Source organism: Pseudomonas sp. LBUM1648, assembly GCF_059716145.1.
The window spans coordinates 6,165,768-6,190,966 of the sequence record NZ_CP166808.1 but is presented as its reverse complement, the minus strand read 5'-3'; the positions used below and the strand labels follow the sequence as shown (position 1 = coordinate 6,190,966).

The 25,199-nt window shown below is 59.1% G+C and carries 23 protein-coding genes; 18 read left to right on the top strand and 5 right to left on the bottom strand.

The features are described 5' to 3' along the window. Positions 1-3 precede the first annotated feature (3 nt). Positions 4-1,374, bottom strand: a complete 1,371-nt coding sequence (locus ACA043_RS28150; protein WP_497658290.1) for a CYTH domain-containing protein — start codon at positions 1,372-1,374, stop codon at positions 4-6. 156 nt (positions 1,375-1,530) lie between these two features. Here ACA043_RS28150 and argE point away from each other — a divergent pair, with 156 nt between their 5' ends. Further along, a complete protein-coding gene (gene argE / locus ACA043_RS28145; protein WP_497658289.1) occupies positions 1,531-2,676 on the top strand; it encodes an acetylornithine deacetylase in 1,146 nt (381 codons plus the stop codon). A gap of 239 nt (positions 2,677-2,915) precedes the next feature. Then, a complete protein-coding gene (gene argA, locus ACA043_RS28140; protein ID WP_095186912.1) occupies positions 2,916-4,217 on the top strand; it encodes an amino-acid N-acetyltransferase in 1,302 nt (433 codons plus the stop codon). Between the two features lie 116 nt (positions 4,218-4,333). On the opposite strand, the gene tauA is transcribed toward argA, so the two are convergent. Continuing rightward, complete coding sequence (gene tauA, locus ACA043_RS28135) at positions 4,334-5,323, bottom strand: taurine ABC transporter substrate-binding protein (RefSeq protein WP_497658288.1); 990 nt, start codon at positions 5,321-5,323, stop codon at positions 4,334-4,336. Positions 5,324-5,687: 364 nt separating this feature from the next. Between tauA and ACA043_RS28130 the strand changes: the two genes are divergently transcribed. The 8 genes from ACA043_RS28130 to ACA043_RS28095 all read left to right on the top strand — a co-directional run bounded on the left by ACA043_RS28130 (position 5,688) and on the right by ACA043_RS28095 (position 12,875). After that, complete coding sequence (locus tag ACA043_RS28130) at positions 5,688-7,031, top strand: OprD family porin (protein ID WP_489880608.1); 1,344 nt, start codon at positions 5,688-5,690, stop codon at positions 7,029-7,031. 294 nt (positions 7,032-7,325) lie between these two features. Further along, positions 7,326-7,964, top strand: coding sequence for a peroxiredoxin (locus ACA043_RS28125; RefSeq protein ID WP_187681058.1), 639 nt, complete (start codon positions 7,326-7,328; stop codon positions 7,962-7,964). Positions 7,965-8,187: 223 nt separating this feature from the next. Further along, positions 8,188-8,781, top strand: coding sequence for an NADPH-dependent FMN reductase (gene ssuE / locus ACA043_RS28120; RefSeq protein ID WP_187681057.1), 594 nt, complete (start codon positions 8,188-8,190; stop codon positions 8,779-8,781). A gap of 102 nt (positions 8,782-8,883) precedes the next feature. Further along, positions 8,884-9,864 (top strand): sulfonate ABC transporter substrate-binding protein, encoded by a 981-nt coding sequence (locus tag ACA043_RS28115; protein ID WP_497658287.1) that lies wholly within the window; start codon positions 8,884-8,886, stop codon positions 9,862-9,864. 25 nt (positions 9,865-9,889) lie between these two features. Further along, positions 9,890-11,038, top strand: coding sequence for an FMNH2-dependent alkanesulfonate monooxygenase (ssuD, locus tag ACA043_RS28110; RefSeq protein WP_187681055.1), 1,149 nt, complete (start codon positions 9,890-9,892; stop codon positions 11,036-11,038). Positions 11,039-11,046: 8 nt separating this feature from the next. After that, entirely contained in the window at positions 11,047-11,829 is a 783-nt protein-coding gene (gene ssuC, locus ACA043_RS28105; protein ID WP_401264462.1) for an aliphatic sulfonate ABC transporter permease SsuC, read from the top strand. Beyond that, on the top strand, positions 11,826-12,632 hold the full coding sequence (gene ssuB, locus ACA043_RS28100; protein ID WP_401264460.1) for an aliphatic sulfonates ABC transporter ATP-binding protein: 807 nt from the start codon (positions 11,826-11,828) through the stop codon (positions 12,630-12,632). The genes ssuC and ssuB overlap by 4 nt, the downstream gene beginning before the upstream one ends. Positions 12,633-12,659: 27 nt before the next feature. Then, complete coding sequence (locus ACA043_RS28095; RefSeq protein WP_003229256.1) at positions 12,660-12,875, top strand: TOBE domain-containing protein; 216 nt, start codon at positions 12,660-12,662, stop codon at positions 12,873-12,875. Positions 12,876-12,955: 80 nt separating this feature from the next. Here ACA043_RS28095 and ACA043_RS28090 read toward each other — a convergent pair whose 3' ends face one another. After that, complete coding sequence (locus tag ACA043_RS28090) at positions 12,956-13,588, bottom strand: TetR/AcrR family transcriptional regulator (RefSeq protein ID WP_187681052.1); 633 nt, start codon at positions 13,586-13,588, stop codon at positions 12,956-12,958. Positions 13,589-13,846: 258 nt separating this feature from the next. After that, entirely contained in the window at positions 13,847-15,223 is a 1,377-nt protein-coding gene (locus tag ACA043_RS28085; RefSeq protein ID WP_007913842.1) for a glutamine synthetase family protein, read from the bottom strand. A 278-nt stretch (positions 15,224-15,501) separates the two neighbouring features. Here ACA043_RS28085 and ACA043_RS28080 point away from each other — a divergent pair, with 278 nt between their 5' ends. The 8 genes from ACA043_RS28080 to ACA043_RS28045 all read left to right on the top strand — a co-directional run bounded on the left by ACA043_RS28080 (position 15,502) and on the right by ACA043_RS28045 (position 24,315). Then, positions 15,502-15,858 carry a gamma-glutamyl-gamma-aminobutyrate hydrolase family protein gene (locus tag ACA043_RS28080; RefSeq protein WP_489880611.1) on the top strand — a complete coding sequence of 119 codons (357 nt, stop codon included), beginning with the start codon at positions 15,502-15,504 and terminating at the stop codon, positions 15,856-15,858. A gap of 95 nt (positions 15,859-15,953) precedes the next feature. Further along, positions 15,954-17,312, top strand: a complete 1,359-nt coding sequence (locus tag ACA043_RS28075; RefSeq protein WP_034151968.1) for a glutamine synthetase family protein — start codon at positions 15,954-15,956, stop codon at positions 17,310-17,312. 56 nt (positions 17,313-17,368) lie between these two features. Beyond that, positions 17,369-18,733: an aspartate aminotransferase family protein gene (locus tag ACA043_RS28070; RefSeq protein ID WP_401271620.1), complete on the top strand. Its 1,365-nt coding sequence runs from the start codon at positions 17,369-17,371 to the stop codon at positions 18,731-18,733. A gap of 171 nt (positions 18,734-18,904) precedes the next feature. Continuing rightward, a complete protein-coding gene (locus ACA043_RS28065) occupies positions 18,905-20,017 on the top strand; it encodes a polyamine ABC transporter substrate-binding protein (RefSeq protein WP_497658286.1) in 1,113 nt (370 codons plus the stop codon). A 187-nt stretch (positions 20,018-20,204) separates the two neighbouring features. After that, positions 20,205-21,302 carry a polyamine ABC transporter substrate-binding protein gene (locus tag ACA043_RS28060; protein ID WP_497658285.1) on the top strand — a complete coding sequence of 366 codons (1,098 nt, stop codon included), beginning with the start codon at positions 20,205-20,207 and terminating at the stop codon, positions 21,300-21,302. A gap of 66 nt (positions 21,303-21,368) precedes the next feature. After that, the gene (locus ACA043_RS28055) at positions 21,369-22,511 is read left to right on the top strand and encodes an ABC transporter ATP-binding protein (RefSeq protein ID WP_100846904.1); all 1,143 of its coding nucleotides are present in this window, start codon (positions 21,369-21,371) and stop codon (positions 22,509-22,511) included. A gap of 35 nt (positions 22,512-22,546) precedes the next feature. Further along, positions 22,547-23,428 (top strand): ABC transporter permease subunit, encoded by an 882-nt coding sequence (locus tag ACA043_RS28050; protein ID WP_401271625.1) that lies wholly within the window; start codon positions 22,547-22,549, stop codon positions 23,426-23,428. Then, complete coding sequence (locus tag ACA043_RS28045; RefSeq protein ID WP_187681046.1) at positions 23,425-24,315, top strand: ABC transporter permease subunit; 891 nt, start codon at positions 23,425-23,427, stop codon at positions 24,313-24,315. Before ACA043_RS28050 ends, ACA043_RS28045 begins: the two co-directional genes overlap by 4 nt. 143 nt (positions 24,316-24,458) lie before the next feature. Here ACA043_RS28045 and ACA043_RS28040 read toward each other — a convergent pair whose 3' ends face one another. After that, on the bottom strand, positions 24,459-25,100 hold the full coding sequence (locus ACA043_RS28040) for an HD domain-containing protein (protein ID WP_489880613.1): 642 nt from the start codon (positions 25,098-25,100) through the stop codon (positions 24,459-24,461). Between the last annotated feature and the right edge of the window lie 99 nt (positions 25,101-25,199).

Genomic DNA, 25,199 nt, shown 5'->3' with positions numbered 1-25,199 from the left:
TAATCACATACGCAGCAGCATTTTCCACGCACGATTCTGATAAACGGCAATCGCCTGCTGCTTGCGCGCATCGAGCAGTTCGTCAGTGATCGTCGGCTCGTTGGCCAGTTGTGCCAGTTTGTTCAGCTCGCCGTACAGGCGATCCATTTCCGGGATCTCCAGCACGTTACGCGCGTGGTGCAGCCAAACCTGAATGCGCTCGATACGCGGCAGTTGCTCAGCCAGATCTTCCGGCTGCTGCTGATAGCGCTGCAATTGCAGGGAGGTGGCTTCTTCGCCCAGCATACGCGGCAACCAACTGTGCAGTTGCGCGGCGCCCTGACGGTTGCCACGAGTGCTGCGCTCGGCGGTCCAGGTGCGAGCCAGCAGCCAGCGCGAGGTGTTCAGCGAGAACAGGCCCCAGCGTGGGTCTTCCAGTTCTTCGAGAAATTGCTCCGGCGCGGCTTTGCGCACGTCTTCGTCTTCGATGCCGGCCTGAACCAGCGGACGCCAGTCTTCCAGCAGTGCATCGAGGGCCACGCGCAGGTCGTGGGTCGACGGACGCGGTGCGGCCTGGCCGAGGCTGCTGAGCAGGGCGCGCATTTCGGCGAGGTTCTCGACCCAGTCCAGCAGCAGGCGCCAGTGACCGTTGAAACGGTATTGCTCAGCCAGACGCTGGCTGCTACCGAGCAAATGCCAGCACAGGGCGGCGAATGCATCGTCCAGCTGGGTTTCGGTCGTCAGTTGTGGCGCCGGCAGGCTCAGCGAGTAGCTGTTGGCGTCGTAAAGACGATAGCCGCGCTCGGCCTTGCTGATGTCGCACGGCATCAGGGCCAGGGTTTCAGCCAGTTCGGCAGCCAGTTCCAGCAGCGCGGCAGGCTCGCCTTCGCGCAATTCCAGTTCCAGTTCGCAGATTTCTTCTTTCTGTTTGCCGACCACGACGTGGCCCAGATCCAGAGCGGCTTCGATGACCACTTTGGCCTTGCCGCGGCCCCAGGCGATTTCGGCGCGCTCGCGGACGAAATCGGTGGTGAAGATCGGCTTCAGGGTTTTCTTGTCCAGCTCGGCCAGCGACTCGGGCCAGCATTCGCCGTCGAGTTTCTTCACGTCGAGTTTGGCTTTGGGCAATTTCCAGTCGTACTCGTTACGCTCGGACAGACCGGCGACGCTTTGGCCGCGAGTTTTGAGGGTCTGAATCACCTCATCGCCATCCTTGCGCAGGCGCAGGGCGACTTTGGCCTGGGCCAGGTCACGCTCTGGGGTGTCGAAGTACTGGTTCATCAACTCACGGCGTTCCCAGCCATTTTTGTTGCGTTTTTTCAGTAACGGGTGCTCGCGCAGGGCAGCGAGGGTTTCGCGGCTGACGCGGAGTTTGATTTCGGTTTCTTTCTGCATGGCCGGAAAATCCAGGATCGGGAGCGCAGCCGGGGGAATGTGTGGCTGCCAAGGCCGTGCAGTGTACAGGACTGATTCGTCCTACGCCCTGCGGCGGTTTATTCCTGGCGCCGGATGGTTCTATGATGGACCTCAATTCGGGAGTTGGAGTCAGCGATGCCTTTGCCGTCCATGAAAGACCAGTTCGCCGCGCTGATTGCCGCGCCGTCGGTCAGCTGCACGCAACCGAGCCTGGATCAGTCCAACCGGCCCGTGATCGATTTGCTCGCCGGATGGTTGGGTGATCTAGGCTTCAGTTGCGATATCCAGCAGGTCAGCCCCGGAAAATTCAACCTGCTCGCCAGTTTCGGCAGCGGCCCCGGTGGGCTGGTGCTGGCCGGGCACAGCGACACGGTGCCGTACGACGACGCGCTGTGGCAGACCGATCCGTTGAAACTCACCGAAGTCGATGGCCGTTGGGTCGGCCTCGGCAGTTGCGACATGAAGGGCTTCTTCGCCCTGATCATCGAGGCCGTGCAACCGCTGCTCGATCAGCCGTTCAAGCAACCGCTGCTGATCCTCGCGACCTGCGATGAGGAAAGCTCGATGTCCGGCGCCCGTGCGCTGGCCGAGGCCGGACGTCCGCTGGGCCGTGCGGCCGTGATCGGCGAGCCGACCGGGCTCAAACCGATCCGCATGCACAAAGGCATCATGATGGAGCGCATCGACATTCTCGGGCAGAGCGGCCACTCGTCGGATCCGCGCCTGGGCCACAGCGCCCTCGAAGCCATGCACGATGCCATCGGTGAACTGCGCGGTTTGCGCCTGTTATGGCAGCGCGAATTCAACAATCCGCAATTCAGCGTGCCGCAACCGACGATGAACTTCGGCTGCATCCATGGCGGCGATAACCCCAACCGCATCTGCGGCCAGTGTTCGCTGGAGTTTGACTTGCGACCGCTGCCGGGCATGGACCCGAAAGTGCTGCGCGCCGAGATTCTGCGCAAGCTCAAACCGGTTGCCGAGCGTCATCAGGTGAAGATCGATTACAAGCCACTGTTCCCGGAAGTGCCGCCGTTCGAGCAGGCTGAAGACGTTGAACTGGTGCGGATAGCGGAAAAACTCACAGGCCACACGGCTGAAGCGGTAGCGTTCGGCACCGAAGCGCCTTATCTTCAGCGCCTTGGCTGCGAAACCATCGTGCTCGGCCCCGGCGACATCGCCTGTGCGCATCAGCCCGGCGAGTACCTTGAAATGTCACGTTTACAGCCTACCGTGCATCTATTGCGACAGCTGATTGAACATTACTGCCTGAAGAATTGAACGCATTCCTTGTAGGAGCTGCCGAAGGCTGCGATCTTTTGGTTTTGTTTTGAAGATCAAAAGATCGCAGCCTTCGGCAGCTCCTACAGGGGCAAGCCGTTAAATTAGCGGTTACCCAACCCGTATTCATGAGGAGAGCGCGCGTGTCGCCAAGCCTGTTCCGACGATAACCATCAGCCCGCTGTGCGTTTTCCGTTTCGCCCTTTTTCCCGGCTGCTCTTTATTACAGGCCCAGGTTCATGCCCGAATACGTCAATTGGCTTCGTCACGCGTCTCCTTATATTAATGCCCATCGCGACTGCACCTTTGTCGTCATGCTGCCCGGCGATGGGGTGGAGCATCCGAACTTCGGTAACATCGTTCACGACATCGTGCTGCTGCACAGTCTCGGCGTGCGTCTGGTGCTGGTCCACGGATCGCGCCCACAGATCGAAACCCGCCTCGCCGCGCGTGGCCTGACCCCGCATTACCACCACGGCATGCGCATCACTGATGCCGCGACTCTTGAGTGTGTGATCGACGCGGTTGGCCAGTTGCGCATCGCCATCGAAGCACGGCTGTCGATGGACATGGCCTCATCGCCAATGCAGGGCTCGCGCCTGCGCGTGGCCAGCGGCAACCTCGTCACCGCACGCCCGATCGGCGTACTTGAAGGCGTCGACTATCACCACACCGGCGAAGTGCGTCGGGTCGATCGCAAGGGCATCAATCGTCTGCTCGACGAGCGCTCCATCGTGCTGCTGTCGCCACTGGGCTACTCGCCGACTGGTGAGATTTTCAACCTCGCCTGCGAAGACGTCGCCACCCGCGCCGCCATCGATCTGGGTGCCGACAAGCTGCTGCTGTTCGGCGCTGACCTCGGTCTGATCGACGAGAACGGCAGGCTGGTGCGCGAACTGCGCCCACAGCAAGTGCCGGCGCATTTGCAGCGTCTGGGCAGCAGCAACTATCAGGCGGAACTGCTGGATGCCGCCGCCGAAGCTTGCCGTGGCGGCGTGGCGCGCAGCCACATCGTCAGCTATGCCGAGGACGGCGCGCTGTTGACCGAACTGTTCACCCGTGATGGTGGCGGTACGCTGGTTGCCCAGGAGCAATTCGAACTGGTGCGTGAGGCGGCGATTGAAGACGTTGGCGGTTTGCTCGATCTGATCAGTCCGCTGGAAGAGCAGGGGATTCTGGTCCGTCGTTCGCGCGAAGTGCTGGAGCGCGAGATCGAGCAGTTCAGCGTGGTCGAGCGTGAAGGCATGATCATCGCCTGTGCGGCGCTGTATCAGATTGCCGATTCGGATGCCGGTGAGCTGGCCTGTCTGGCGGTGAACCCCGAATACCGTCATGGCGGTCGTGGTGATGAACTGCTGGAACGCATCGAGACGCGTGCCCGTGCGCAGGGTTTGAAGACGCTGTTCGTCCTCACCACCCGCACCGCGCACTGGTTCCGTGAGCGCGGGTTCGAACCGAGCAGCGTTGAACGCCTGCCAGCGGCGCGGGCTTCGCTGTACAACTATCAGCGTAATTCGAAGATCTTCGAAAAAACCCTCTGATCCTGATCAGGAGCTCTGTAGGCGCTGTCGAGTGAAACGAGGCTGCGATCTTTTGACCTTGTTTATAAAAAGACAAGATTAAAAGATCGCAGCCTTCGGCAGCTCCTACAGGTTTTTTATTCAGCTACGAACTTCGCGCTGACATACGGCGAGTAATCCGTCAGCACCGTCTCAACCTTGCCCTGTTCCTTCAGAAACTTCGCCGTCTCCCCGATCGCCTTGGCCGTGCCGCCGTCCAGCAGGGCGGTGGTTTGCTGTGCCTTGGCATCAGGAAATGCAGAACCGGCCAGTAACTCAGGAACATCAACCGCGTTGGCACCGGTCAGTTTGGCGATTTTTTGCACAGGCTCGGAGTCAGCCGTCCAGCTGTCTTTATGCGCCGCATAGTCAGCGAACGAGTCCAGTGTGACCTTGGCAAATTTGGCCACGACCTCCGGATGCTTCTCAGCGAAGTCCTTTCGCGCGACCCAGACTTCGAAGGTTGGAGCACCCCACTGGCCGACCTGTGCGGCATCGGTCAGGGTCTTGCCGGTCTTGCGGATTTCACCCAGTGCCGGCGACCAGACAAAGGCGCCATCAATATCCCCGCGCTTCCAGGCCGCCGCGATTTCCGCCGGTTGCAGGTTCACCACTTTGACTTTTGAAGTGTCCAGGCCCCAGTGCTTGAGTGCGCCGAGCAGGCTGTAGTGAGAGGTGGACACGAAGGGCGTGGCGATGGTTTTGCCCACCAGATCCTGCGGGTTGTTGATGCCGCTGCCGTTGCGCACCACCAAGGCTTCGGCGGCGTTGATCTGTGCCGACACGATGAAGGCAATAATCGGCAAGTTGCGCGAAGCGGCAGCAGCGAGGGGGCTGGAACCGAGGTTGCCGATCTGCACATCACCGGAAGCAATGGCTGTCACAACTTCCGGGCCACTGTTGAAGCGACGCCAGTCGATCTTCTCGCCAATGGTTTTCTCGTAGACGCCGTCGGCCTGAGGGACTTTGCTCGGGTCGATCCCGGTCTGGTAACCCACAGTAAGGTTGGCGGCGTGAGCGGAAAAAGAAATCAGTGCTGACACACAAACTGTAACAAATTGACTAGATAGTGCGCGTTTGGCCATCATGGCGTCGCCTTTTCGATAGGGTTTGACGTTTTTGGGTTGCGCCAAAGCTAATCGATCTAAAAAAAGGCTAACAAATACCATTTAGGAATGAGCTTAGTCGCCGATACGCTGTATCCCGGCATTGATGGCCACTTACTGGCCATATTCCGAAATGATATGAAAAAGAATGAATAAATTCTTTTTGGGTTTATCAGGAAGTCTTTACCCTGCACGGACCAAATCACTGCGATTAGACCTTGGTCGTAGACACACAAGGTTACGATTGACTTGTCAGTCACGGTCTGGCGCTAATCGCGCATCTTAGGACCCAGGGCATCAGATCCCGGGCCAGGAACACAAGAATTAGAAACGAGAGGAGCTTTACATGAACAAGTCCACCTTGGCCCTGGCTGTGGCCGTAGGGGTTATGGCGCAGCAGGCAGGCGCCGCCGGTTTCATCGAAGACAGCAAGGCAACTTTGGGGCTGCGTAACTTCTACATCAACACTGATAACCGTGATGGCGCTGGCGCCAACAAGAACGAAGAATGGGGCCAAGGCTTCGATCTGCGTTTCACCTCCGGTTACACCCAAGGCACCGTAGGCTTCGGTATCGACGCCATCGGCCTGCTGGGCGTGCGTCTGGATTCGGGCGGCGGCACTAACGGCAACAGTGGTACCGCTTACGGCGGCACTGTGTTCCCTAGCGAGTCCAATGGCAAAGCGGTGGACAACTTCTCCAGCCTGGGCCTGACTGCCAAAGCCAAGGTTTCCCAGACCGAACTGAAGTTGGGCACCCTGCAGCCAAAACTGCCAGTGATTGTGACCAACGACGGTCGTCTGCTGCCACAAACCTGGCAGGGTGGCCAGATCACTTCCGGCGAGATCAAAGACTTGACGCTGGTCGGTGGTCAGATCGAAGCCGTAAAAGGTCGTAACTCCAGCAACAACGAAAACCTGTCCATCGGCGGTGCAAACAGCCGCGGCACAGCTTTCCGTGACAGCAACAAGTTCATCTACGGTGGCGGTGACTACAAAATCACCAAAGACCTGACTGCCCAGTACTACTACGGCAACCTGGAAGATTTCTACAAGCAGCACTTCCTGGGTCTGGTACACAACTGGGCAATCGGCCCGGGCGTGCTGAAGTCGGACTTCCGTTACTTCAACAGTTCCGATGACGGCAAGAACGGCACTGACTCGGCCTACTACAGTTCGGGTAACTACACTGGCTTCCGTAACGGTCGTGGTGAAGTCGACAACAACCTGTATAGCGGCCTGTTCCTGTACACCGTTGCCGGTCACACCTTCGGCGGCGGCTACCAGGTTTCCAACGGCAGCAGCGACTTCCCTTGGCTGAACCAGGGCGACGGTTCGTCGAACTACACCATCACCGACATGCAGATCCAGAAGTTCGGTCGTGCCGGCGAGAAAACCTGGCAGGCTCGCTACTCGTATGACTTCGCTAAAGTCGGCGTACCTGGTCTGACCGCTGGTGTGGTTTACCTCAAAGGTGATTCGATCGATACCGTTGGCACCAACGGTCGCGAGAATGCTTCGAACCGTTCCGAGTGGGAACGCGACTTCACCATCGGCTACGTAGTGCCGGAAGGCCCGTTCAAAAACGTCGGCCTGATGTGGAAAAACGCTGTATGGCGCACCGACCTGCCGAACACCCGTTCGCAGGACGAAAACCGCCTGATCGTCAGCTACTCGATCCCGCTGCTGTAATAGCGCGCTCAAGTATCTGGAGTAAAAAAGCCCCGTCCGGCATCGCGCCGGACGGGGCTTTTGCGTTTTCGAGTCAGGCCCACCCCCGTAAGCCCTCCCCGAATTTCCCTCTTTACAGCAACTCAAGGCCTTCTCGAACCTTGCGACCGATGTTCGTCGGGATGCGGCCGGGCGTCCAGTGAACAGATCTTTAATATTCTTTTAAGATCTAGATATCTATTTATTTATTCTTTTTCAGAAGATCAAAAGCCAAGCTACAGTTGAGGTCTCCAACAACTCATCAGGAGCAGCACCATGAGCCTCAGACTCGGCGACATCGCCCCCGATTTCGAACAAGACTCCAGCGCCGGCAAGATTCGTTTCCACGAATGGCTGGGCGATAGCTGGGGCGTGCTGTTCTCCCACCCGGCGGACTTCACCCCGGTGTGCACCACCGAGCTGGGTTTTACCGCCAAGCTCAAGGATGAGTTCAGCAAGCGCGGCGTCAAAGCCATCGCGCTGTCGGTCGACCCGGTGGACTCGCACCACAAGTGGATCGAAGACATCAATGAAACCCAGAACACGATCGTCAACTTCCCGATCCTGGCCGATGCCGATCGCAAGGTTTCCGATCTTTACGACCTGATCCACCCGAATGCCAACGACACCCTCACCGTGCGTTCGCTGTTCGTGATCGATCCCAACAAGAAGATTCGCCTGACCATCACCTACCCGGCGAGCACCGGGCGCAACTTCCACGAGATCCTGCGGGTGATCGATTCGCTGCAACTCACCGACAACTACAAAGTGGCCACGCCGGCCAACTGGCAGGACGGTGAGGAGGTGGTGATCGTGCCGTCGCTCAAGGATGAGGAAGAGATCAAGAAACGCTTTCCAAAGGGGTATCGCGCGGTGAAGCCATATCTGCGCCTGACGCCGCAGCCGAACAAATAACCTTTTGAGGTGATCCGATCAGCGTGTAGCCACAAAGCAGGGGATTTCGGGCCGTTTCGACGGCCTTTTTTTCGCCCGAAAAAAGGTAGAACGTATATCTCTAAAATGCATAACTAAATGAATAAATATGATTTATGGATATATAAATCAACTGGTAAGGTCACTCCCATCGAAGCGAGATCGCAACCCGCGAATCGCCTGTAACGCTCAAGGAATCGTCTGAATGCTGGTTGTCTCACTCGGTGGCAGTCCTAGCCAACGCTCCCGATCCGGGGTGTTGCTGGAGCGCTCGCAACGCTGGTTGCAGGAGCAAGGGGTGGAAGTGGTGAGTTATCAGGTGCGGGACTTCCCGGCCGAGGATTTGCTCCACGCCCGTTTCGACAGCCCCAAGGTGCTCGACCTGCTCGCTCAGATTGAAAGCGCCGATGGCCTGCTGATCGCCACGCCGGTTTACAAGGCTTCGTTCTCCGGCGCCCTGAAGACTCTGCTGGACCTGCTGCCCGAGCGTGCCTTGAGCCACAAGATTGTTTTGCCCATGGCCACCGGCGGCAGCATCGCCCACATGCTGGTGGTCGATTACGCCCTCAAGCCTGTGCTGTCGGCACTGAAAGCCCAGGAAATGCTGCAAGGGATTTTTGCCGAGGACAGCCAGATCGCGTATGGCGAAGGCAGTGCTGCGGCACAACTGGCACCGGCGCTGGAGCAGCGTCTGCATGAAGCGCTGGAGCAGTTTGTCAGCGCCATGGCCCGCCGGCCTAAACCGCTGGAGCCGGGCCTGTTGAACGAACGTTTGTTGAGTGCTCGCTGGAGCATTTGAGCCTGCTTTTCAGTTACACCGGAATTTGAAGTACTCACCTTACTCAGCCGCCAACGGCCCAGCAGGTGCAGCCAAAACCCAACAGCAAAAAAGGAGAGCGCTATGCGCACTGTATTTTTGCGTCGTGGTCTGGTCGCTCTGTTTGCTGCGGCTGTGTCTTTCGGCGCCATCACTCAAGCTCAAGCCGAGACTTTGCGGATCGGTTATCAAAAGTACGGCACGCTGGTGCTGCTCAAGGCCAAAGGGACGTTGGAAAAACGTCTGGCCGCCCAAGGTGTGGACGTGCAATGGACTGAATTTCCCGGTGGCCCACAACTGCTTGAAGGCCTGAACGTCGGCTCGATCGACTTCGGCGTGACGGGCGAAACCCCACCCGTATTCGCCCAGGCTGCCGGCGCCGATTTGCTCTACGTCGCCTACGAGCCGCCAGCGCCGAACAGCGAAGCGATCCTTGTGCCGAAAGACTCGCCGATCAAATCCGTCGCGGATCTGAAGGGCAAGAAAGTCGTGCTGAACAAAGGCTCCAACGTCCACTACCTGCTGGTGCGTGCGCTGGAAGACGCCGGCCTCAAATACACCGACATTCAAACCGTATTCCTGCCGCCGGCCGATGCCCGCGCCGCGTTCGAACGGGGCAGCGTCGACGCCTGGGTCATCTGGGATCCGTACCAGGCGGCCGCCGAGAAACAACTGCAAGCGCACACCCTGCGCGATGGCAAAGGCATCGTCGACAACCACCAGTTCTATCTGGCGACCAAACCTTACGCGCAGAAAAATCCCGAGGTGATCAAAGCCCTCGTTGAAGAAGTGCGCGCTGTCGGCGAGTGGTCCAAAGCCAATCCTGAAGACGTGACCCAGCAGGTTGCGCCTCTGCTCGGTCTGCCGGCGGACATCACCCTGACCTCGGTGAAACGCCAAGGCTACGGCGCGCTGTTCCTGACCCCGGAAGTGGTCGCCGCGCAACAGAAAATCGCTGACACCTTCTTCCAGCTCAAGCTGATTCCCAAGTCGTTGAGCATCAAGGATGTGATCTGGACACCTCCGGCCGCTGTGGCCCAAAGCTCAGTCACCCAAGCCCAGTAAATCGAATCCCCAAGGAGACCACTCCATGAGCCTCAATATCTTTTGGTTCCTGCCTACCCACGGCGACGGCCATTACCTTGGCACTGCCGAAGGTGCGCGCGCCGTCGACCATGGCTATCTGCAACAGGTCGCGCAAGCGGCGGATCGTCTGGGCTTTGGCGGTGTGCTGATTCCCACTGGCCGCTCCTGCGAAGACTCGTGGCTGGTGGCCGCGTCGCTGATTCCGGTGACCCAGCGTTTGAAATTCCTTGTCGCGCTGCGCCCCGGGATCATTTCCCCGACGGTGGCGGCGCGTCAGGCAGCAACTCTGGATCGCCTGTCCGGCGGTCGTGCGTTGTTCAACCTGGTGACCGGTGGCGATCCGGAAGAACTGGCCGGTGATGGTTTATTCCTCAGCCACGAAGAACGCTATCAGGCCTCGGTGGAATTCACCCGCATCTGGCGTCGTGTGCTGGAAGGCGAAACCGTGGATTACGACGGTCAGCACATCAGCGTGAAAGGCGCCAAACTGCTCTATCCGCCGATCCAGCAACCGCGTCCGCCGCTGTACTTCGGCGGTTCGTCGGAGGCGGCGCAGGACTTGGCTGCCGAGCAAGTTGAAATGGTCCTGACCTGGGGCGAACCGCCAGCCGCAGTGGCCGAGAAGATCGAGCAGGTGCGCGCCAAAGCCGCCAAGCTCGGCCGCACCGTGCGCTTCGGCATCCGACTGCATGTGATCGTCCGCGAAACCAATGCCGAGGCGTGGCAAGCGGCGGATCGGCTGATCTCGCACCTGGACGACGAAACCATCGCTCGTGCTCAAGCCTCGCTGGCGCGTTTCGATTCGGTCGGCCAGCAACGCATGGCGGCCTTGCATGGCGGCAGTCGCGACAATCTGGAAGTAAGCCCGAACCTGTGGGCCGGTGTCGGTCTGGTGCGCGGCGGTGCCGGTACGGCGCTGGTCGGCGATGGCCCGACTGTGGCCGCTCGCGTGAAGGAATACGCCGATCTGGGCATCGACACCTTCATCTTCTCCGGTTATCCACACCTCGAAGAGTCGTATCGCGTCGCCGAACTGTTGTTCCCACACCTCGACATCGAGCGCCCGGAACTGCCGAAAAGCACCGGTTATGTCAGCCCGTTTGGCGAGATGGTGGCCAACGACATTCTTCCCAAAGCCGCGTCGCAGAGCTGAGGCGCGCCATGAAGAAAATTATCCACAGCCTCGCGCCGTGGGCGTTGCCGGTGTTGCTGCTGGCGGTGTGGCAGTTGTCGGTGTCGGCGGGATGGTTGTCGACGCGGATCCTGCCGGCGCCGGTGGCAGTGATCGAGGCCGGCGTGAGTCTGGTGCGCAGCGGCGAGATCTGGACGCACCTGGCGATCAGCGGCTGGCGCGCAGCACTGGGTTTTATCATTGGTGGAGGCATCGGTCTGGCACTGGGTTTTATCACCGGCCTGTCGAAGTGGGGCGAACGCTTGCTCGACAGCTCGGTGCAGATGATCCGCAATGTGCCGCATCTGGCGCTGATTCCGCTGGTAATCCTGTGGTTCGGCATCGACGAGTCGGCGAAGATTTTTCTGGTGGCGTTGGGTACGTTGTTCCCGATTTACCTCAATACGTATCACGGCATCCGCAACGTCGATCCGGCGCTGGTGGAGATGGCGCGCAGTTATGGCCTCTCCGGTTTCAGCCTGTTCTGGCAGGTGATTCTGCCGGGCGCGCTGCCTTCGATTCTGGTCGGCGTGCGCTTCGCGCTGGGCTTCATGTGGCTGACGCTGATCGTCGCTGAAACCATCTCGGCCAGCTCCGGCATCGGCTATCTGGCGATGAACGCCCGGGAGTTTTTGCAGACCGACGTGGTGGTGCTGGCGATCCTGCTTTACGCGGTGCTCGGCAAACTCGCCGACCTCGCAGCCCGCGGACTTGAGCGTGTGTGGCTGCGCTGGCATCCGGCCTATCAGGTTGCCAAGGGAGGTGCAGCATGACCGCTCAACAACCTCCGCGCCTGCTGCGCGGGATTCCGCTGGCGGTGCGCAATCTGCAAAAGACCTTCGGTACGCGCCAGGTTTTGCGTGACATCGATCTGCACATTCCGGCGGGGCAGTTCGTCGCTGTGGTCGGGCGCAGTGGTTGCGGCAAAAGCACCTTGCTGCGCTTGCTTGCCGGCTTGGATCAGCCCACTGGCGGCGACTTGCTCGCAGGTGCAGCGCCGCTCAGCGATGCGCGGGAAGACACCCGCCTGATGTTCCAGGAAGCACGGCTGCTGCCGTGGAAAAAGATCATCGACAACGTTGGTCTCGGCCTCAGGGGCAACTGGCGCCCGCAAGCACTGGACGCGCTGGAAGCAGTGGGGCTGGCGGATCGCGCCAACGAATGGCCGGCAGCTTTGTCGGGTGGCCAGAAACAACGTGTCGCTCTGGCGCGAGCGCTGATCCATCAACCGCGTCTGCTGTTGCTCGACGAACCGCTCGGCGCGCTGGATGCGCTGACCCGGATCGAGATGCAGCAACTGATCGAACGCCTCTGGCAGCAGCATGGTTTCACCGTGTTGCTGGTGACCCACGATGTCAGCGAAGCGGTGGCGATTGCCGATCGAGTGATTCTGATCGAGGACGGCGAAGTCGGTCTCGATCTGCCTGTGGAACTGCCGCGGCCGAGGGTGCGTGGTTCGCACCGGTTGGCCGCGCTGGAAACCGAAGTGCTCAACCGCGTTCTCTCCCTGCCCGGCGAACCGCCGGCGCCGGAACCTGTTTCACCACTGCCTACGCAACTGCGTTGGGCTCAATAACTCAAGCAAACGACAGGAATCATTGCCATGACTATCAAAGCCATCAACGTCCGCAACCAGTTCAAAGGCTCGATCAAGGAAATCGTTCTCGGTGACGTGCTGTCGGAAATCGACGTGCAGACCGCTTCCGGCATCGTCACTTCGGTGATCACCACTCGCTCGGTCAAGGAGCTGGAACTGGTGGTCGGCAGCGAAGTGATTGCCTTTGTGAAATCCACTGAGGTTTCCATCGCCAAGTTGTAAGGCTGTGGATAAAAACAACCCCGGAGGGTATGAGCCCTGATCGTTCCCACGCTCCGCGTGGGAACGATTGCCTCAGTAACCTACAGAGATCTTTTGGGCAGATACGTCGGCAGATACAGCCCGATATAAGCATCAAACACCCGCATCCCTTCTTCAGCCATGCGCGGCGTGATCTGCCCGTGCTGCTGCACCGAGCGCGCATAGACGCGGTCGCCCAGCTCCATGGCGAGAGCAAACACATCGACATCATCCGGCAGCCTCGGCAGTTCGAAGTGATGGTCGAACAGCTTGTGCATCAGGTCGCCCAACTCGATGTCGTGCTGACGGTCAGCCTGGGTGACTTCAGTGAGCCCGTGCTGGGCGAGGATCAATTGGCGGGCGGCAGCGTCTTCGTCGTAGATCTCCAACATCCGCTGTTCAACCAGTCGTGACAGGTCGCGCCAGTCGCGCAGGGCCTCATGATCGATCGGCGCTTGCAGGCAGGCGCGGAATGCCGCGTGCACATCCGCCGTCAGTGCTTCGAGCAGCGCCGGGACGCTGGCGAAGAAGTGATAAACCGAGGAGGGCGGAATCTGTGCGCGCTCGGCCACGCTGTAGATCGACAGACTGGCCACGCCCTCGGTTGCCAGCAAGATACGCGCGGCGTCGAGTATCGAATCGATCCGTGCCTGACTGCGGGCGCGGGGTTTGCGAAGGGGGGCGGGTCGCGTCATGGAAGTCTCCTGCGGGGCAGCGGGCATTGTACGAGGCGGGTTCGGTGTTGTCTGCCGACCTGTGGCGAGGGGATTTATCCCCGATGGGCTGCGAAGCGGCCCCAAAGCCATTCAGCTTGGTGTATCAGGAATAACTGGTTCTCAGGGTTTACGGCTGCTGTGCAGCCGATCGGGGATAAATCCCCTCGCCACAGAGGCCATAAAAAAACGCCGTGGGCTGAATCAGCCAACGGCGTTTTTTCTGAAGCTGCAATCCGCTTAAACGGTATGCAGGTACCAGTTGTACTCGAGGTCGGAGATGGAGTGTTCGAACTCCTCCAGCTCGCTCTCTTTACAGGCGACGAAGATATCGATGTATTTCGGATCGATGTACTTGGCCATCACCTCGCTGTCGTCCAGCTCACGCAGGGCATCGCGCAAGTTGTTCGGCAGGCTTTGCTCGTTCTGCTCGTAGCTGTTGCCTTCGACAGGCGCGCCCGGCTCGATCTTGTTGGTCAGGCCGTGGTGCACGCCCGCCAGTACCGAAGCCATCAGCAGGTACGGGTTGGCGTCGGCGCCGGCTACACGATGCTCGATACGCACGGCATCGGACGAGCCGGTCGGTACGCGAATCGCCACGGTGCGGTTGTCCAGGCCCCAGCACGGCGAGTTCGGCACGTAGAACTGTGCACCGAAACGGCGGTACGAGTTGACGTTCGGGCACAGGAACGCCATTTGAGCGGGCAGGGTCTCCAGCACACCGCCGATTGCGTGACGCAATGCGGCGTTCTGCTCGGGATCCTCGCTGGCAAAGATGTTCTTGCCTTCTTTGTCCAGAATCGAAATATGCACGTGCAAACCATTACCTGCCTGGCCCGGGTAAGGCTTGGCCATGAAGGTGGTGTCCATTTCATGGTCGTAGGCGATGTTTTTGATCAGACGCTTGAGCAGTACCGCGTAGTCGCACGCCTTGATCGGGTCGGCGACGTGGTGCAGGTTCACTTCGAACTGCGCCGGGGCACTTTCCTTGACGATGGCGTCGGCCGGGATGCCTTGCTCTTTTGCACCTTCCAGAATGTCCTGGAGGCAGTCGACGTATTCGTCGAGGTCGTCGATCAGGTAGACCTGAGTCGAGTGCGGGCGTTTGCCGGAGATCGGCGAGCGTGGCGGCTGTGGACGCCCGTTCACGTTTTCCTGGTCGATCAGGTAGAACTCGAGTTCGAAAGCGGCGCAGATGGTCAAGCCGAGCTCGTCAAACTTTGCAACAACTTGACGGAGTACTTCGCGCGGATCCGCAAAGAACGGGTCGCCTTCGAGTTCGTGCATGGTCATCAACAGTTGCGCGGTAGGGCGCTTCTGCCATGGCTCGTTGCACAGGGTATCGGGGATTGGATAGCAGATACGATCGGCGTCGCCGATGTCCAGGCCCAGGCCGGTGCTTTCCACCGTAGAGCCATTGATATCCAGAGCAAATAGAGAGGCCGGCAGGTTGATGCCTTTCTCGTAAACCTTGTGGAGGCTGGTGCGTTCAATGCGCTTGCCGCGCACCACACCATTCATATCCGCAATCAGAAGGTCAACGTACAGAACCTCAGGATGTTCCTTAAGGAACGCGTTCGCTTCGTTGAGCTGAACGGCACGCGGGGGTACCGACATGATGCAACACCTTTGTTGTTAAAAATATCAATCATTGATCTTTTCTGGTTTCAGTCAACCCGAACGGCCTGCCGAAGTCAAGCAAGGCCTTTTTTGCCCTAAAAAAGCGCTGTGAGGGCATTTATGGGGCAGTTTTGGGCATTTTTTTGTCCTTGGGAGACTTGGCACCCGCGGGCTTGAGCAGGCCGTGTTGTATTTTTTACGGGGGTGTTGTGTAAAAAAATGAACAAGGCTAAGCTCCGATCAAACCCATAACAGCAATAATACCGGGGTGCTTCATGTCTCGCCTGCCGATAATCGGCGTCACCGACTGCTCGCAACAGTCCGGTCTGCATGCTTATCCCATCAGTGGCGAATCGTCCGTACAGAGTGCAGCCTTTGAGGCTCGCAGCCTGGCGACGAAGTTGTCGTCAGCCGCAGCCAAAACGGCAGCGTCCGATATTCTGGACGCACGACAAGGCATCCGCTTTATGGCATCTCCTTTCAATATAGATCTCTTTCTCTCCCAAAGCCCGTGCCGCTCCGCAAAGCGTGCTCATGATTCTGCACGCCATGAGTTTGCACAGGAAATGCAACGCCAGCGTAAAGGGCAGGTAAGCTCCTCTTTCATTGTCTATGCGCGGTGCCGGGCGTAAGCCGGTACTGCGCGCAAGCAAGCCCCCTTTAACGCGACGCCCAGGCGTCAAACTTTGCCTGACACCCTGTCAGGAGACTCAGCCCAGAGGCATTTATGAGTAACAACCTCGACCAGCTCACCGATTGGTTGAAAGACCACAAGATCACAGAAGTCGAATGCATGATCGCCGACTTGACCGGTATCACCCGGGGCAAGATCTCGCCGACCAACAAGTTCATCGCCGAGAAAGGCATGCGCCTGCCAGAGAGCGTGCTGCTGCAGACCGTGACCGGCGACTATGTCGAAGACGACATCTATTACGAACTGCTCGACCCGGCCGACATCGACATGATCTGCCGCCCCGACCAGAACGCCGTGTATCTGGTGCCATGGGCCATCGAGCCGACTGCCCAGGTGATCCACGACACCTACGACAAGCAAGGCAACCCGATCGAGTTGTCGCCGCGCAACGTCCTCAAGAAAGTGTTGAAGCTCTACGCCGACAAAGGCTGGCAGCCAATCGTGGCGCCGGAAATGGAGTTCTACCTGACCAAGCGCAGTGACGATCCGGACTACCCGTTGCAGCCGCCAATCGGCCGCTCCGGGCGTCCGGAAATCGGGCGTCAGTCGTTCTCTATTGAAGCAGCGAACGAATTCGACCCGCTGTTCGAAGACGTCTACGACTGGTGCGAATTGCAGGAGCTGGACCTCGACACGTTGATCCACGAAGACGGCACGGCGCAGATGGAAATCAACTTCCGTCACGGCGACGCGCTGTCGCTGGCCGATCAGATTCTGGTGTTCAAACGCACCATGCGTGAAGCCGCGCTCAAGCACGACGTGGCCGCGACCTTCATGGCCAAGCCGATGACGGGCGAGCCGGGCAGTGCCATGCACTTGCACCAGAGCATCATCGACATCGAAACCGGCAAGAACGTCTTCTCCAATGAAGACGGGACCATGAGCCAGTTGTTCCTGCACCACATCGGTGGCCTGCAGAAACTGATCCCCGAGCTGTTGCCGCTGTTCGCGCCGAACGTCAACTCGTTCCGCCGCTTCCTGCCGGACACCTCGGCGCCGGTGAACGTGGAGTGGGGCGAAGAGAACCGAACTGTGGGCCTGCGCGTACCGGATGCCGGCCCGCAGAATCGCCGTGTGGAAAACCGCCTGCCGGGCGCCGACGCCAACCCGTATCTGGCGATTGCCGCGAGCTTGCTCTGCGGTTACATCGGCATGGTTGAAGGCCTCAACCCGAGTGCGCCGGTGGTCGGTCGTGGCTATGAGCGCCGCAACCTGCGCCTGCCGCTGACCATCGAGGACGCGCTGGAGCGTATGGAAAACAGCGCAACCATCGAGAAATATCTGGGCAAAACTTTCATCACGGGCTACGTCGCGGTCAAGCGGGCCGAACATGAAAACTTCAAGCGCGTGATCAGTTCGTGGGAGCGTGAGTACCTGCTCTTCGCCGTCTGATACGCCGGGCGCGGTGCTCAGGCGCCGCATCTTCACCGATAACAAGGAGAATTGGCATGACCAGCAACAACCCGCAAACCCGTGAGTGGCAAGCGCTGAGCAGCGACCACCACCTGGCCCCGTTCAGCGACTTCAAGCAATTGAAAGAGAAGGGCCCACGGATCATTACCAACGCCAAGGGCGTTTACCTGTGGGACAGCGAAGGCAACAAGATCCTCGACGGCATGGCCGGTCTGTGGTGCGTGGCCATCGGTTATGGTCGCGATGAACTGGCCGACGCCGCCGCCAAACAAATGCGCGAACTGCCTTACTACAACCTGTTCTTCCAGACCGCGCACCCGCCGGCACTGGAACTGGCCAAGGCCATCGCCAACGTCGCGCCAGAAGGCATGAACCATGTGTTCTTCACCGGTTCCGGCTCCGAAGGCAACGACACCATGCTGCGTATGGTTCGCCATTACTGGGCGATCAAGGGCCAGCCGAACAAGAAAGTCATCATCAGCCGCAAGAACGGTTATCACGGTTCCACCGTGGCTGGCGCGAGCCTGGGTGGCATGACTTATATGCACGAACAGGGCGACTTGCCGATACCGGGCATCGTCCACATCGCTCAGCCGTACTGGTTTGCCGAAGGCGGCGACATGTCGCCGGAAGAGTTCGGTGTCTGGGCGGCCAATCAACTGGAAGAGAAAATTCTCGAAGTCGGCGTCGACAACGTCGGTGCCTTTATTGCCGAGCCGATCCAGGGTGCCGGTGGCGTGATCATTCCGCCAGACAGCTACTGGCCGCGTATCAAGGAAATCCTCGCCAAGTACGACATCCTCTTCGTCGCCGACGAAGTGATTTGCGGCTTCGGCCGTACCGGTGAGTGGTTCGGTAGCGATTTCTACGACCTCAAACCCGACATGATGACCATCGCCAAAGGTCTGACCTCCGGCTATATCCCAATGGGTGGCCTGATCGTCCGTGACTCGGTGGTGGCCGTGCTCAACGAAGGCGGCGACTTCAACCACGGCTTCACCTACTCCGGTCACCCGGTGGCGGCGGCGGTGGGGCTGGAAAACATCCGCATTCTGCGCGACGAAAAAATTATCGAGAACGTCCACAACGAAACGGCACCGTATTTGCAGAAACGTCTGCGGGAACTGAACGATCACCCGCTGGTGGGTGAAGTTCGCGGAGTCGGTCTGCTGGGGGCGATCGAGCTGGTGCAGGACAAAGCCACTCGCAAGCGTTACGAAGGCAAGGGCGTCGGCATGATCTGCCGGCAGTTCTGCTTCGATAACGGGCTGATCATGCGTGCCGTGGGCGACACCATGATCATCGCGCCGCCGCTGGTGATCAGCAAAGCGGAGATCGATGAGTTGGTTACAAAGGCACGCAAGTGTCTGGACCTGACCCTCAGTGCATTGCAGGGCTAGGTGCTAGGCTTCGAGCGGGGGAGCTGCGGCGCACTCGCTCGAAGCTGTCAGAAAGGCTGGTCTTTTCTTGAAAGACCGCCTCGGATCTTGCCAGACTAGCCGCGGTTCCAGTTGTCCGGGTTCGGCCGCTGAACAAAGTGGTTCAAAAAAGAAAAATTTGGAGCATGACGCATGAAGGCATTAGGTAAAAAGCTTGCTGGCAAGACACTTGTCGCGCTGTCCATGGCGGGCATGATGGCGGGTGCGGTTCAGGCGGACGACAAGGTATTGCACGTCTATAACTGGTCCGACTACATCGCGCCGGACACGGTCGCCAACTTTGAGAAGGCCACCGGGATCAAAGTCGTCTACGACGTATTCGACAGCAACGAAACCCTGGAAGCCAAGCTGCTGGCCGGTAAATCCGGTTATGACATTGTGGTGCCTTCCAACAACTTCCTCGCCAAGCAGATCAAGGCCGGTGTTTACCAGGAGCTGGACAAGTCCAAGCTGCCGAACTGGAAGAACCTCGACGAAGACCTGCTCAAGGCCGTTGGCGATGCCAGCGACCAGGGCAACAAGCACGCGTTCCCTTACATGTGGGGCTCCATCGGGATCGGCTACAACCCGGCGAAGGTCAAGGCTGCGTTGGGCATCGACAAGATCGATTCCTGGGACATCGTGTTCAAGCCTGAAAACATCGAGAAACTCAAAAGCTGCGGCGTAAGCTTCCTCGACGCCCCGACCGAAATGATTCCGGCGGCTCTGCACTATCTGGGCAAACCGACCAACAGCAAGGACAAGGCTGACCTGAAAGCCGCCGAAGATCTGTTCCTGAAGATTCGTCCTTCGGTTGCCTACTTCCATTCCTCCAAGTACATCTCCGATCTGGCCAACGGCAACATCTGCGTGGCGGTCGGTTACTCGGGTGACCTGGAACAATCCAAGACCCGCGCCCAGGAAGCTGGTGACAAGGTCAAGCTGGCCTACACCATTCCGAAAGAAGGCGCCGGTACTTTCTACGACATGGTCGCCATTCCCAAGGATGCCGAAAACGTCGAAGCCGCTTACAAATTCATGAACTACCTGCTTGAGCCAGAAGTGATGGCCGGGATCACCAACGCCGTACGCTTCCCGAACGGCAACAAGGCGGCCACGCCGCTGGTGGACAAAGACATCACCAGCGATCCGAGCATCTATCCGTCGGCTGAAGTGAAGAAACAGCTCTACGCGATCAGCGATCTGGATGCCGCCACCCTGCGCCTGATCACTCGCAGCTGGACCAAAATCAAATCCGGTAAATAAGCCGGTTTGAAGCAGCAACCGCTGGCCGTCGTCCCCGCGAGGGCGGCCAGCGGGATAATTAAATGACAGAAAGTTTTGCTGGAACGGTTTTTCGAGGGTAAGTTGCGCGCCGGTTTTGTTGCCGGGCAGCCATGGCTGTCATGCAGCGCGGGGCAACTTGGGCCCAACTAATTTAGAGGACCTCCACTTGCCTATTTTTTCTTCTTTGCGCAAAGCCCTGCTGGCCACTGCCGGCCTGACGATTGCTGTCGGTGCCCAAGCCGCCGGTACGGTGCATATTTATAACTGGTCCGATTACATCGGCGAGACCACTCTGGCCGACTTCGAAAAAGCGTCCGGGATCAAGCCGGTCTACGACGTGTTCGACTCCAACGAGACTCTGGAAGGCAAGCTGCTGGCCGGGCGTACCGGTTACGACGTGGTCGTGCCGTCGAACCATTTCCTTGGCAAGCAGATCAAGGCGGGCGCGTTCCAGAAGCTCGACAAGACGCAGCTGCCGAACTATTCCAATCTCGACCCTGTGCTGCTCAAGCGTCTGGAGCAGAACGATCCGGGCAACCTGTACGCTGTGCCTTATCTGTGGGGCACCAACGGCATCGGTTACAACGTCGATAAAGTCAAAGCCGTGCTGGGCGTCGACAAGATCGATTCCTGGGCCGTGCTGTTCGAACCGGAAAACATCAAGAAGCTGCACAGCTGCGGCGTAGCGTTCCTCGATTCGGCCGATGAAATGATGCCGACCGTGCTCAACTACTTGGGCCTGAACGCCAACAGCACCAACACCAAAGACTACGAAAAAGCCACCGCCAAACTGCTCGCGGTGCGCCCTTACGTGACCTACTTCCACTCGTCCAAATACATCGGCGACCTGGCCAACGGCGACATCTGCGTAGCCATCGGTTTCTCCGGTGACATCTTCCAGGCCAAGAATCGCGCTGAGGAAGCCAAGAAGGGCGTGAACATCGCCTACTCGATCCCGAAAGAAGGCGGCGCGCTGTGGTTCGACATGCTGGCGATTCCCAAGGACTCGTCCAACGTCAAAGAAGCCCACGCCTTCATCAATTATTTGCTGAAACCTGAGGTGATCGCCCAGGTCAGTGATTATGTCGGTTATGCCAACCCCAACCCGGGTTCGGACAAGCTGATGGAGCAGTCCATTCGCACCGACGAAGCGGTTTATCCACCGCAAGCAGTCCTCGACAAGACCTACGTGTCGACCGAGTTGCCACCCAATATTCAGCGTTTGATGACCCGTAGCTGGACCAAGGTCAAGTCGGGCAAATAAGGCACAACTATCCTGGGTTCGTCCGCATTGGGCGAACTGCACTCTTTTTTTCTGGGAGTTTCGTAAATGGCAGTTGCCTCCGGCGCCTACAAGAAAGCCCTCGAGGGCGACCAGACACCTAAACAGGTGCTGGTCAAAATCGACCGGGTCACGAAGAAGTTCGACGAGACGATTGCCGTGGACGATGTGTCCCTGGAAATCAAAAAGGGCGAAATTTTCGCCCTGCTCGGCGGTTCGGGATCGGGCAAATCCACTCTGCTGCGGATGCTGGCAGGGTTCGAACGGCCCACGGAGGGGCGCATTTTCCTCGACGGCGTCGACATCACCGACATGCCGCCGTACGAACGTCCGATCAACATGATGTTCCAGTCCTACGCTTTGTTCCCGCACATGACCGTGGCGCAGAACATCGCCTTCGGCCTGCAGCAGGACAAGATTCCCAAGGCTGAAGTCGAAGCCCGTGTGGCCGAGATGCTCAAACTGGTGCAGATGAGCCAGTACGCCAAGCGCAAGCCGCATCAATTGTCTGGCGGTCAGCGTCAGCGTGTGGCGCTGGCCCGTTCGCTGGCCAAGCGGCCGAAGTTGCTGCTGCTCGATGAGCCGATGGGCGCACTGGACAAGAAACTGCGTTCGCAGATGCAACTGGAGCTGGTGGAAATCATCGAGCGCGTCGGCGTGACCTGCGTGATGGTGACCCACGACCAGGAAGAGGCCATGACCATGGCCGAGCGCATTGCGATCATGCACCTGGGCTGGATCGCCCAGATCGGTAGCCCGATCGACATCTACGAAACCCCGACCAGCCGTCTGGTCTGCGAATTCATCGGCAACGTCAACATCTTCGAAGGCGAAGTGATCGACGACGCCGAGGGCCACGCGACCATCACCTGCAAGGATCTCGACCGGCAGATCTACGTCGGCCACGGCATCAGCACTTCGGTGCAGGACAAATCCGTGACCTACGCGATCCGTCCGGAGAAGCTGCTGGTCACTGCCGATCAACCGACCTGCGAATACAACTGGTCGAGCGGCAAGGTGCACGACATCGCCTACCTCGGCGGGCATTCGGTGTTCTACGTCGAATTGCCAAGCGGCAAACTGGTGCAGTCGTTTGTCGCCAACGCCGAGCGCCGTGGCGCCCGTCCAACCTGGGGTGATCAGGTTTACGTGTGGTGGGAAGACGACAGCGGCGTGGTACTTCGCTCATGAACATGCGCAAGTTCAAACGACGGCTCAACCGAATAATTCCCAATGGCCGCCAATTGGTCATCGGGGTTCCGTTCATCTGGCTGTTCCTGTTCTTCATGTTGCCGTTCTTCATCGTCCTGAAGATCAGCTTCGCCGAAGCCGACGTGGCCATTCCGCCGTATACCGAGATCTACACGTTTGCCGAGCAGAAGCTGCAACTGCTGCTGAACCTGGGCAACTACGCGATGCTCGGCGACGACGAGCTGTACATCGCCGCCTACCTTGGCTCGCTGAAGATGGCGCTGATCAGCACCGTCCTCTGCCTGCTGATCGGCTACCCGATGGCCTACGCCATCGCCAGCGCCCGTAAAGAGCTGCAAACGGTGCTGGTGCTGCTGATCATGATGCCGACCTGGACGGCGATCCTGATCCGCGTTTACGCGTGGATGGGCATCCTCAGCAACAACGGTCTGCTCAACGGTTTCCTGATGAGCATCGGCTTGATCGACGAGCCGCTGCAGATCCTCAATACCAACCTCGCGGTATACATCGGCGTGGTCTATTCGTACCTGCCGTTCATGATCCTGCCGCTGTACGCCAACCTGGTGAAGCACGACAACAGTCTGTTGGAAGCAGCTTCCGACCTCGGTTCGAGCACCTTCAACAGCTTCTGGAAAATCACCATTCCGCTGTCCAAGAACGGGATCATTGCCGGCTGCATGCTGGTGTTCATCCCTGTAGTAGGCGAGTTCGTGATCCCGGAACTGCTCGGCGGCCCGGAAACCCTGATGATCGGTAAAGTGCTCTGGCAAGAGTTCTTCAATAACCGTGACTGGCCGGTGGCGTCTGCCCTGGCGGTGGTGATGCTGGCGATCCTGATTGTGCCGATCATTCTGTTCAACCGCAGTCAGGCCAAGGAAATGGAGGGTAAAGAATGAAGCGCATCCGTTTCTCCAGCCTGATGCTGGTCGTTGGTTTAGTGTTCATCTACCTGCCGATGCTGATCCTGGTGATCTACTCGTTCAACGCCTCGAAACTGGTGACGGTGTGGGGCGGCTGGTCGATCAAGTGGTACGTCGGCCTGCTCGACAACAGCCAACTGATGGGCTCGGTGCTGCGCTCGCTGGAAATCGCCTGCTACACCGCGGTTGCCGCGGTGGCGCTGGGCACGCTGGCCGCGTTCGTGCTGACTCGCATCACCCACTTCAAGGGCCGCACGCTGTTCGGTGGTCTGGTCACTGCGCCGTTGGTGATGCCGGAAGTGATCACTGGTCTGTCGCTGTTGCTGCTGTTCGTGGCCATGGCGCAGATGATCGGCTGGCCGCAGGAACGTGGCATCGTCACCATCTGGATCGCCCACACGACGTTCTGTGCGGCGTATGTGGCGGTGGTGGTGTCGGCGCGTCTGCGTGAGCTGGACCTGTCGATCGAAGAAGCGGCGATGGACCTGGGCGCGCGGCCGTGGAAGGTGTTCTTCCTGATCACCATCCCGATGATCGCGCCGTCGCTGGCGGCGGGCGGCATGATGTCGTTCGCACTGTCGCTGGACGACCTGGTACTGGCGAGCTTCGTCTCCGGCCCGGGTTCGACGACCTTGCCGATGGAAGTGTTCTCGGCGGTGCGCCTGGGCGTGAAGCCTGAGATCAACGCCGTGGCCAGCCTGATTCTGCTGGCGGTATCGATCGTGACGTTCCTGGTCTGGTTCTTCAGCCGCCGCGCCGAAGAAGCCCGCAAGAAAGCCATCCAGCAAGCCATCGAAGAAAGCGCTGCCGATTCGTGGAAACAGCCGGACGCGCGCCGCGCGCCTGCGCCGGAAGCAGCGTAAGCACTACCGGGTTGGCCTCGGTCTTGAGGCCAACCACAAATCGAAATGTGGGAGCGAGCCTGCTCGCGAAGACGGAGTATCAGTCGACTCAAATATTGACTGATACACCGCTTTCGCGAGCAGGCTCGCTCCCACCTTTCGTTTTATGCAGTCCAGGGTGATTGGCGGATGACCTCGACAAAGTTCATCGGCTTGAACCCCGGTTCCTGATCCTTCAACACATCAGTCTTCACATTGCCGAACGTGGTCTGCGGACGATGGCGCAGCCCATCGGCAAAGGCGCAGATGATGCACTCCTTGAAACCTTCCCCCCGTGGATGCGCATGCACCACCGCTTCACGCTGCACGCTGCTGAACGCCGCGTAGTCCATGCCCAGCACATCCATTTCCACGCCTGCCGTCACCAGCGCCACGGTCGGGCGCAAATGCTTGGGCACGCCCGGCGTGGTGTGCAGGGCAATCGACAGCCAGACCTGTTCGATGTCGTCATCGCTCAACCCGTAAGGCTTGAGAAACGCCGCTGCGGCGTTGGCGCCGTCGACCTCGAAACGTTCGTCATCGCTGCGGTGACCTTCGACCAGACCAAGGTCATGAAACATCGCGCCGACGTACAACAGCTCCGGATCGTAGGCCAGTTGCTGACGCTCACCGCTCAATGCACCGAACAGAAACACCCGGCGCGAGTGGTGATAGAGCAGGTCGGATTCGATGTCGCGGATGTACTCGGTGGTCGCGCGGGCCAGGGCGCTGTCAGGGATTTTGATGCCGGCAATGGTGGTGCTCATGAGAGTTTCCTCTTGAAAAACGCCGGTGTGGCGCCGATGAGGAAAGTCTGTTCCCGCGCTGCAAAACGAACAATCGACCCATGGCTGCGATCCTTGCCA

Excerpts from the sequence above, each read along its gene's own strand:
- ACA043_RS28080 (WP_489880611.1), top strand. The coding sequence starts at position 15,502 with ATGTCTCGCCTGCCGATAATCGGCGTCACCGACTGCTCGCAACAGTCC.
- ACA043_RS28040 (WP_489880613.1), bottom strand. The coding sequence starts at position 25,100 with ATGAGCACCACCATTGCCGGCATCAAAATCCCTGACAGCGCCCTGGCC.
- ACA043_RS28085 (WP_007913842.1), bottom strand. The coding sequence starts at position 15,223 with ATGTCGGTACCCCCGCGTGCCGTTCAGCTCAACGAAGCGAACGCGTTC.
- ACA043_RS28115 (WP_497658287.1), top strand. The coding sequence starts at position 8,884 with ATGCGCACTGTATTTTTGCGTCGTGGTCTGGTCGCTCTGTTTGCTGCG.
- ACA043_RS28125 (WP_187681058.1), top strand. The coding sequence starts at position 7,326 with ATGAGCCTCAGACTCGGCGACATCGCCCCCGATTTCGAACAAGACTCC.
- ACA043_RS28075 (WP_034151968.1), top strand. The coding sequence starts at position 15,954 with ATGAGTAACAACCTCGACCAGCTCACCGATTGGTTGAAAGACCACAAG.
- ssuC (WP_401264462.1), top strand. The coding sequence starts at position 11,047 with ATGAAGAAAATTATCCACAGCCTCGCGCCGTGGGCGTTGCCGGTGTTG.
- ssuB (WP_401264460.1), top strand. The coding sequence starts at position 11,826 with ATGACCGCTCAACAACCTCCGCGCCTGCTGCGCGGGATTCCGCTGGCG.
- ssuD (WP_187681055.1), top strand. The coding sequence starts at position 9,890 with ATGAGCCTCAATATCTTTTGGTTCCTGCCTACCCACGGCGACGGCCAT.
- ACA043_RS28045 (WP_187681046.1), top strand. The coding sequence starts at position 23,425 with ATGAAGCGCATCCGTTTCTCCAGCCTGATGCTGGTCGTTGGTTTAGTG.
- ACA043_RS28065 (WP_497658286.1), top strand. The coding sequence starts at position 18,905 with ATGAAGGCATTAGGTAAAAAGCTTGCTGGCAAGACACTTGTCGCGCTG.
- ssuE (WP_187681057.1), top strand. The coding sequence starts at position 8,188 with ATGCTGGTTGTCTCACTCGGTGGCAGTCCTAGCCAACGCTCCCGATCC.
- ACA043_RS28090 (WP_187681052.1), bottom strand. The coding sequence starts at position 13,588 with ATGACGCGACCCGCCCCCCTTCGCAAACCCCGCGCCCGCAGTCAGGCA.
- ACA043_RS28055 (WP_100846904.1), top strand. The coding sequence starts at position 21,369 with ATGGCAGTTGCCTCCGGCGCCTACAAGAAAGCCCTCGAGGGCGACCAG.
- ACA043_RS28130 (WP_489880608.1), top strand. The coding sequence starts at position 5,688 with ATGAACAAGTCCACCTTGGCCCTGGCTGTGGCCGTAGGGGTTATGGCG.
- ACA043_RS28150 (WP_497658290.1), bottom strand. The coding sequence starts at position 1,374 with ATGCAGAAAGAAACCGAAATCAAACTCCGCGTCAGCCGCGAAACCCTC.
- ACA043_RS28070 (WP_401271620.1), top strand. The coding sequence starts at position 17,369 with ATGACCAGCAACAACCCGCAAACCCGTGAGTGGCAAGCGCTGAGCAGC.
- tauA (WP_497658288.1), bottom strand. The coding sequence starts at position 5,323 with ATGATGGCCAAACGCGCACTATCTAGTCAATTTGTTACAGTTTGTGTG.
- argA (WP_095186912.1), top strand. The coding sequence starts at position 2,916 with ATGCCCGAATACGTCAATTGGCTTCGTCACGCGTCTCCTTATATTAAT.
- argE (WP_497658289.1), top strand. The coding sequence starts at position 1,531 with ATGCCTTTGCCGTCCATGAAAGACCAGTTCGCCGCGCTGATTGCCGCG.
- ACA043_RS28095 (WP_003229256.1), top strand. The coding sequence starts at position 12,660 with ATGACTATCAAAGCCATCAACGTCCGCAACCAGTTCAAAGGCTCGATC.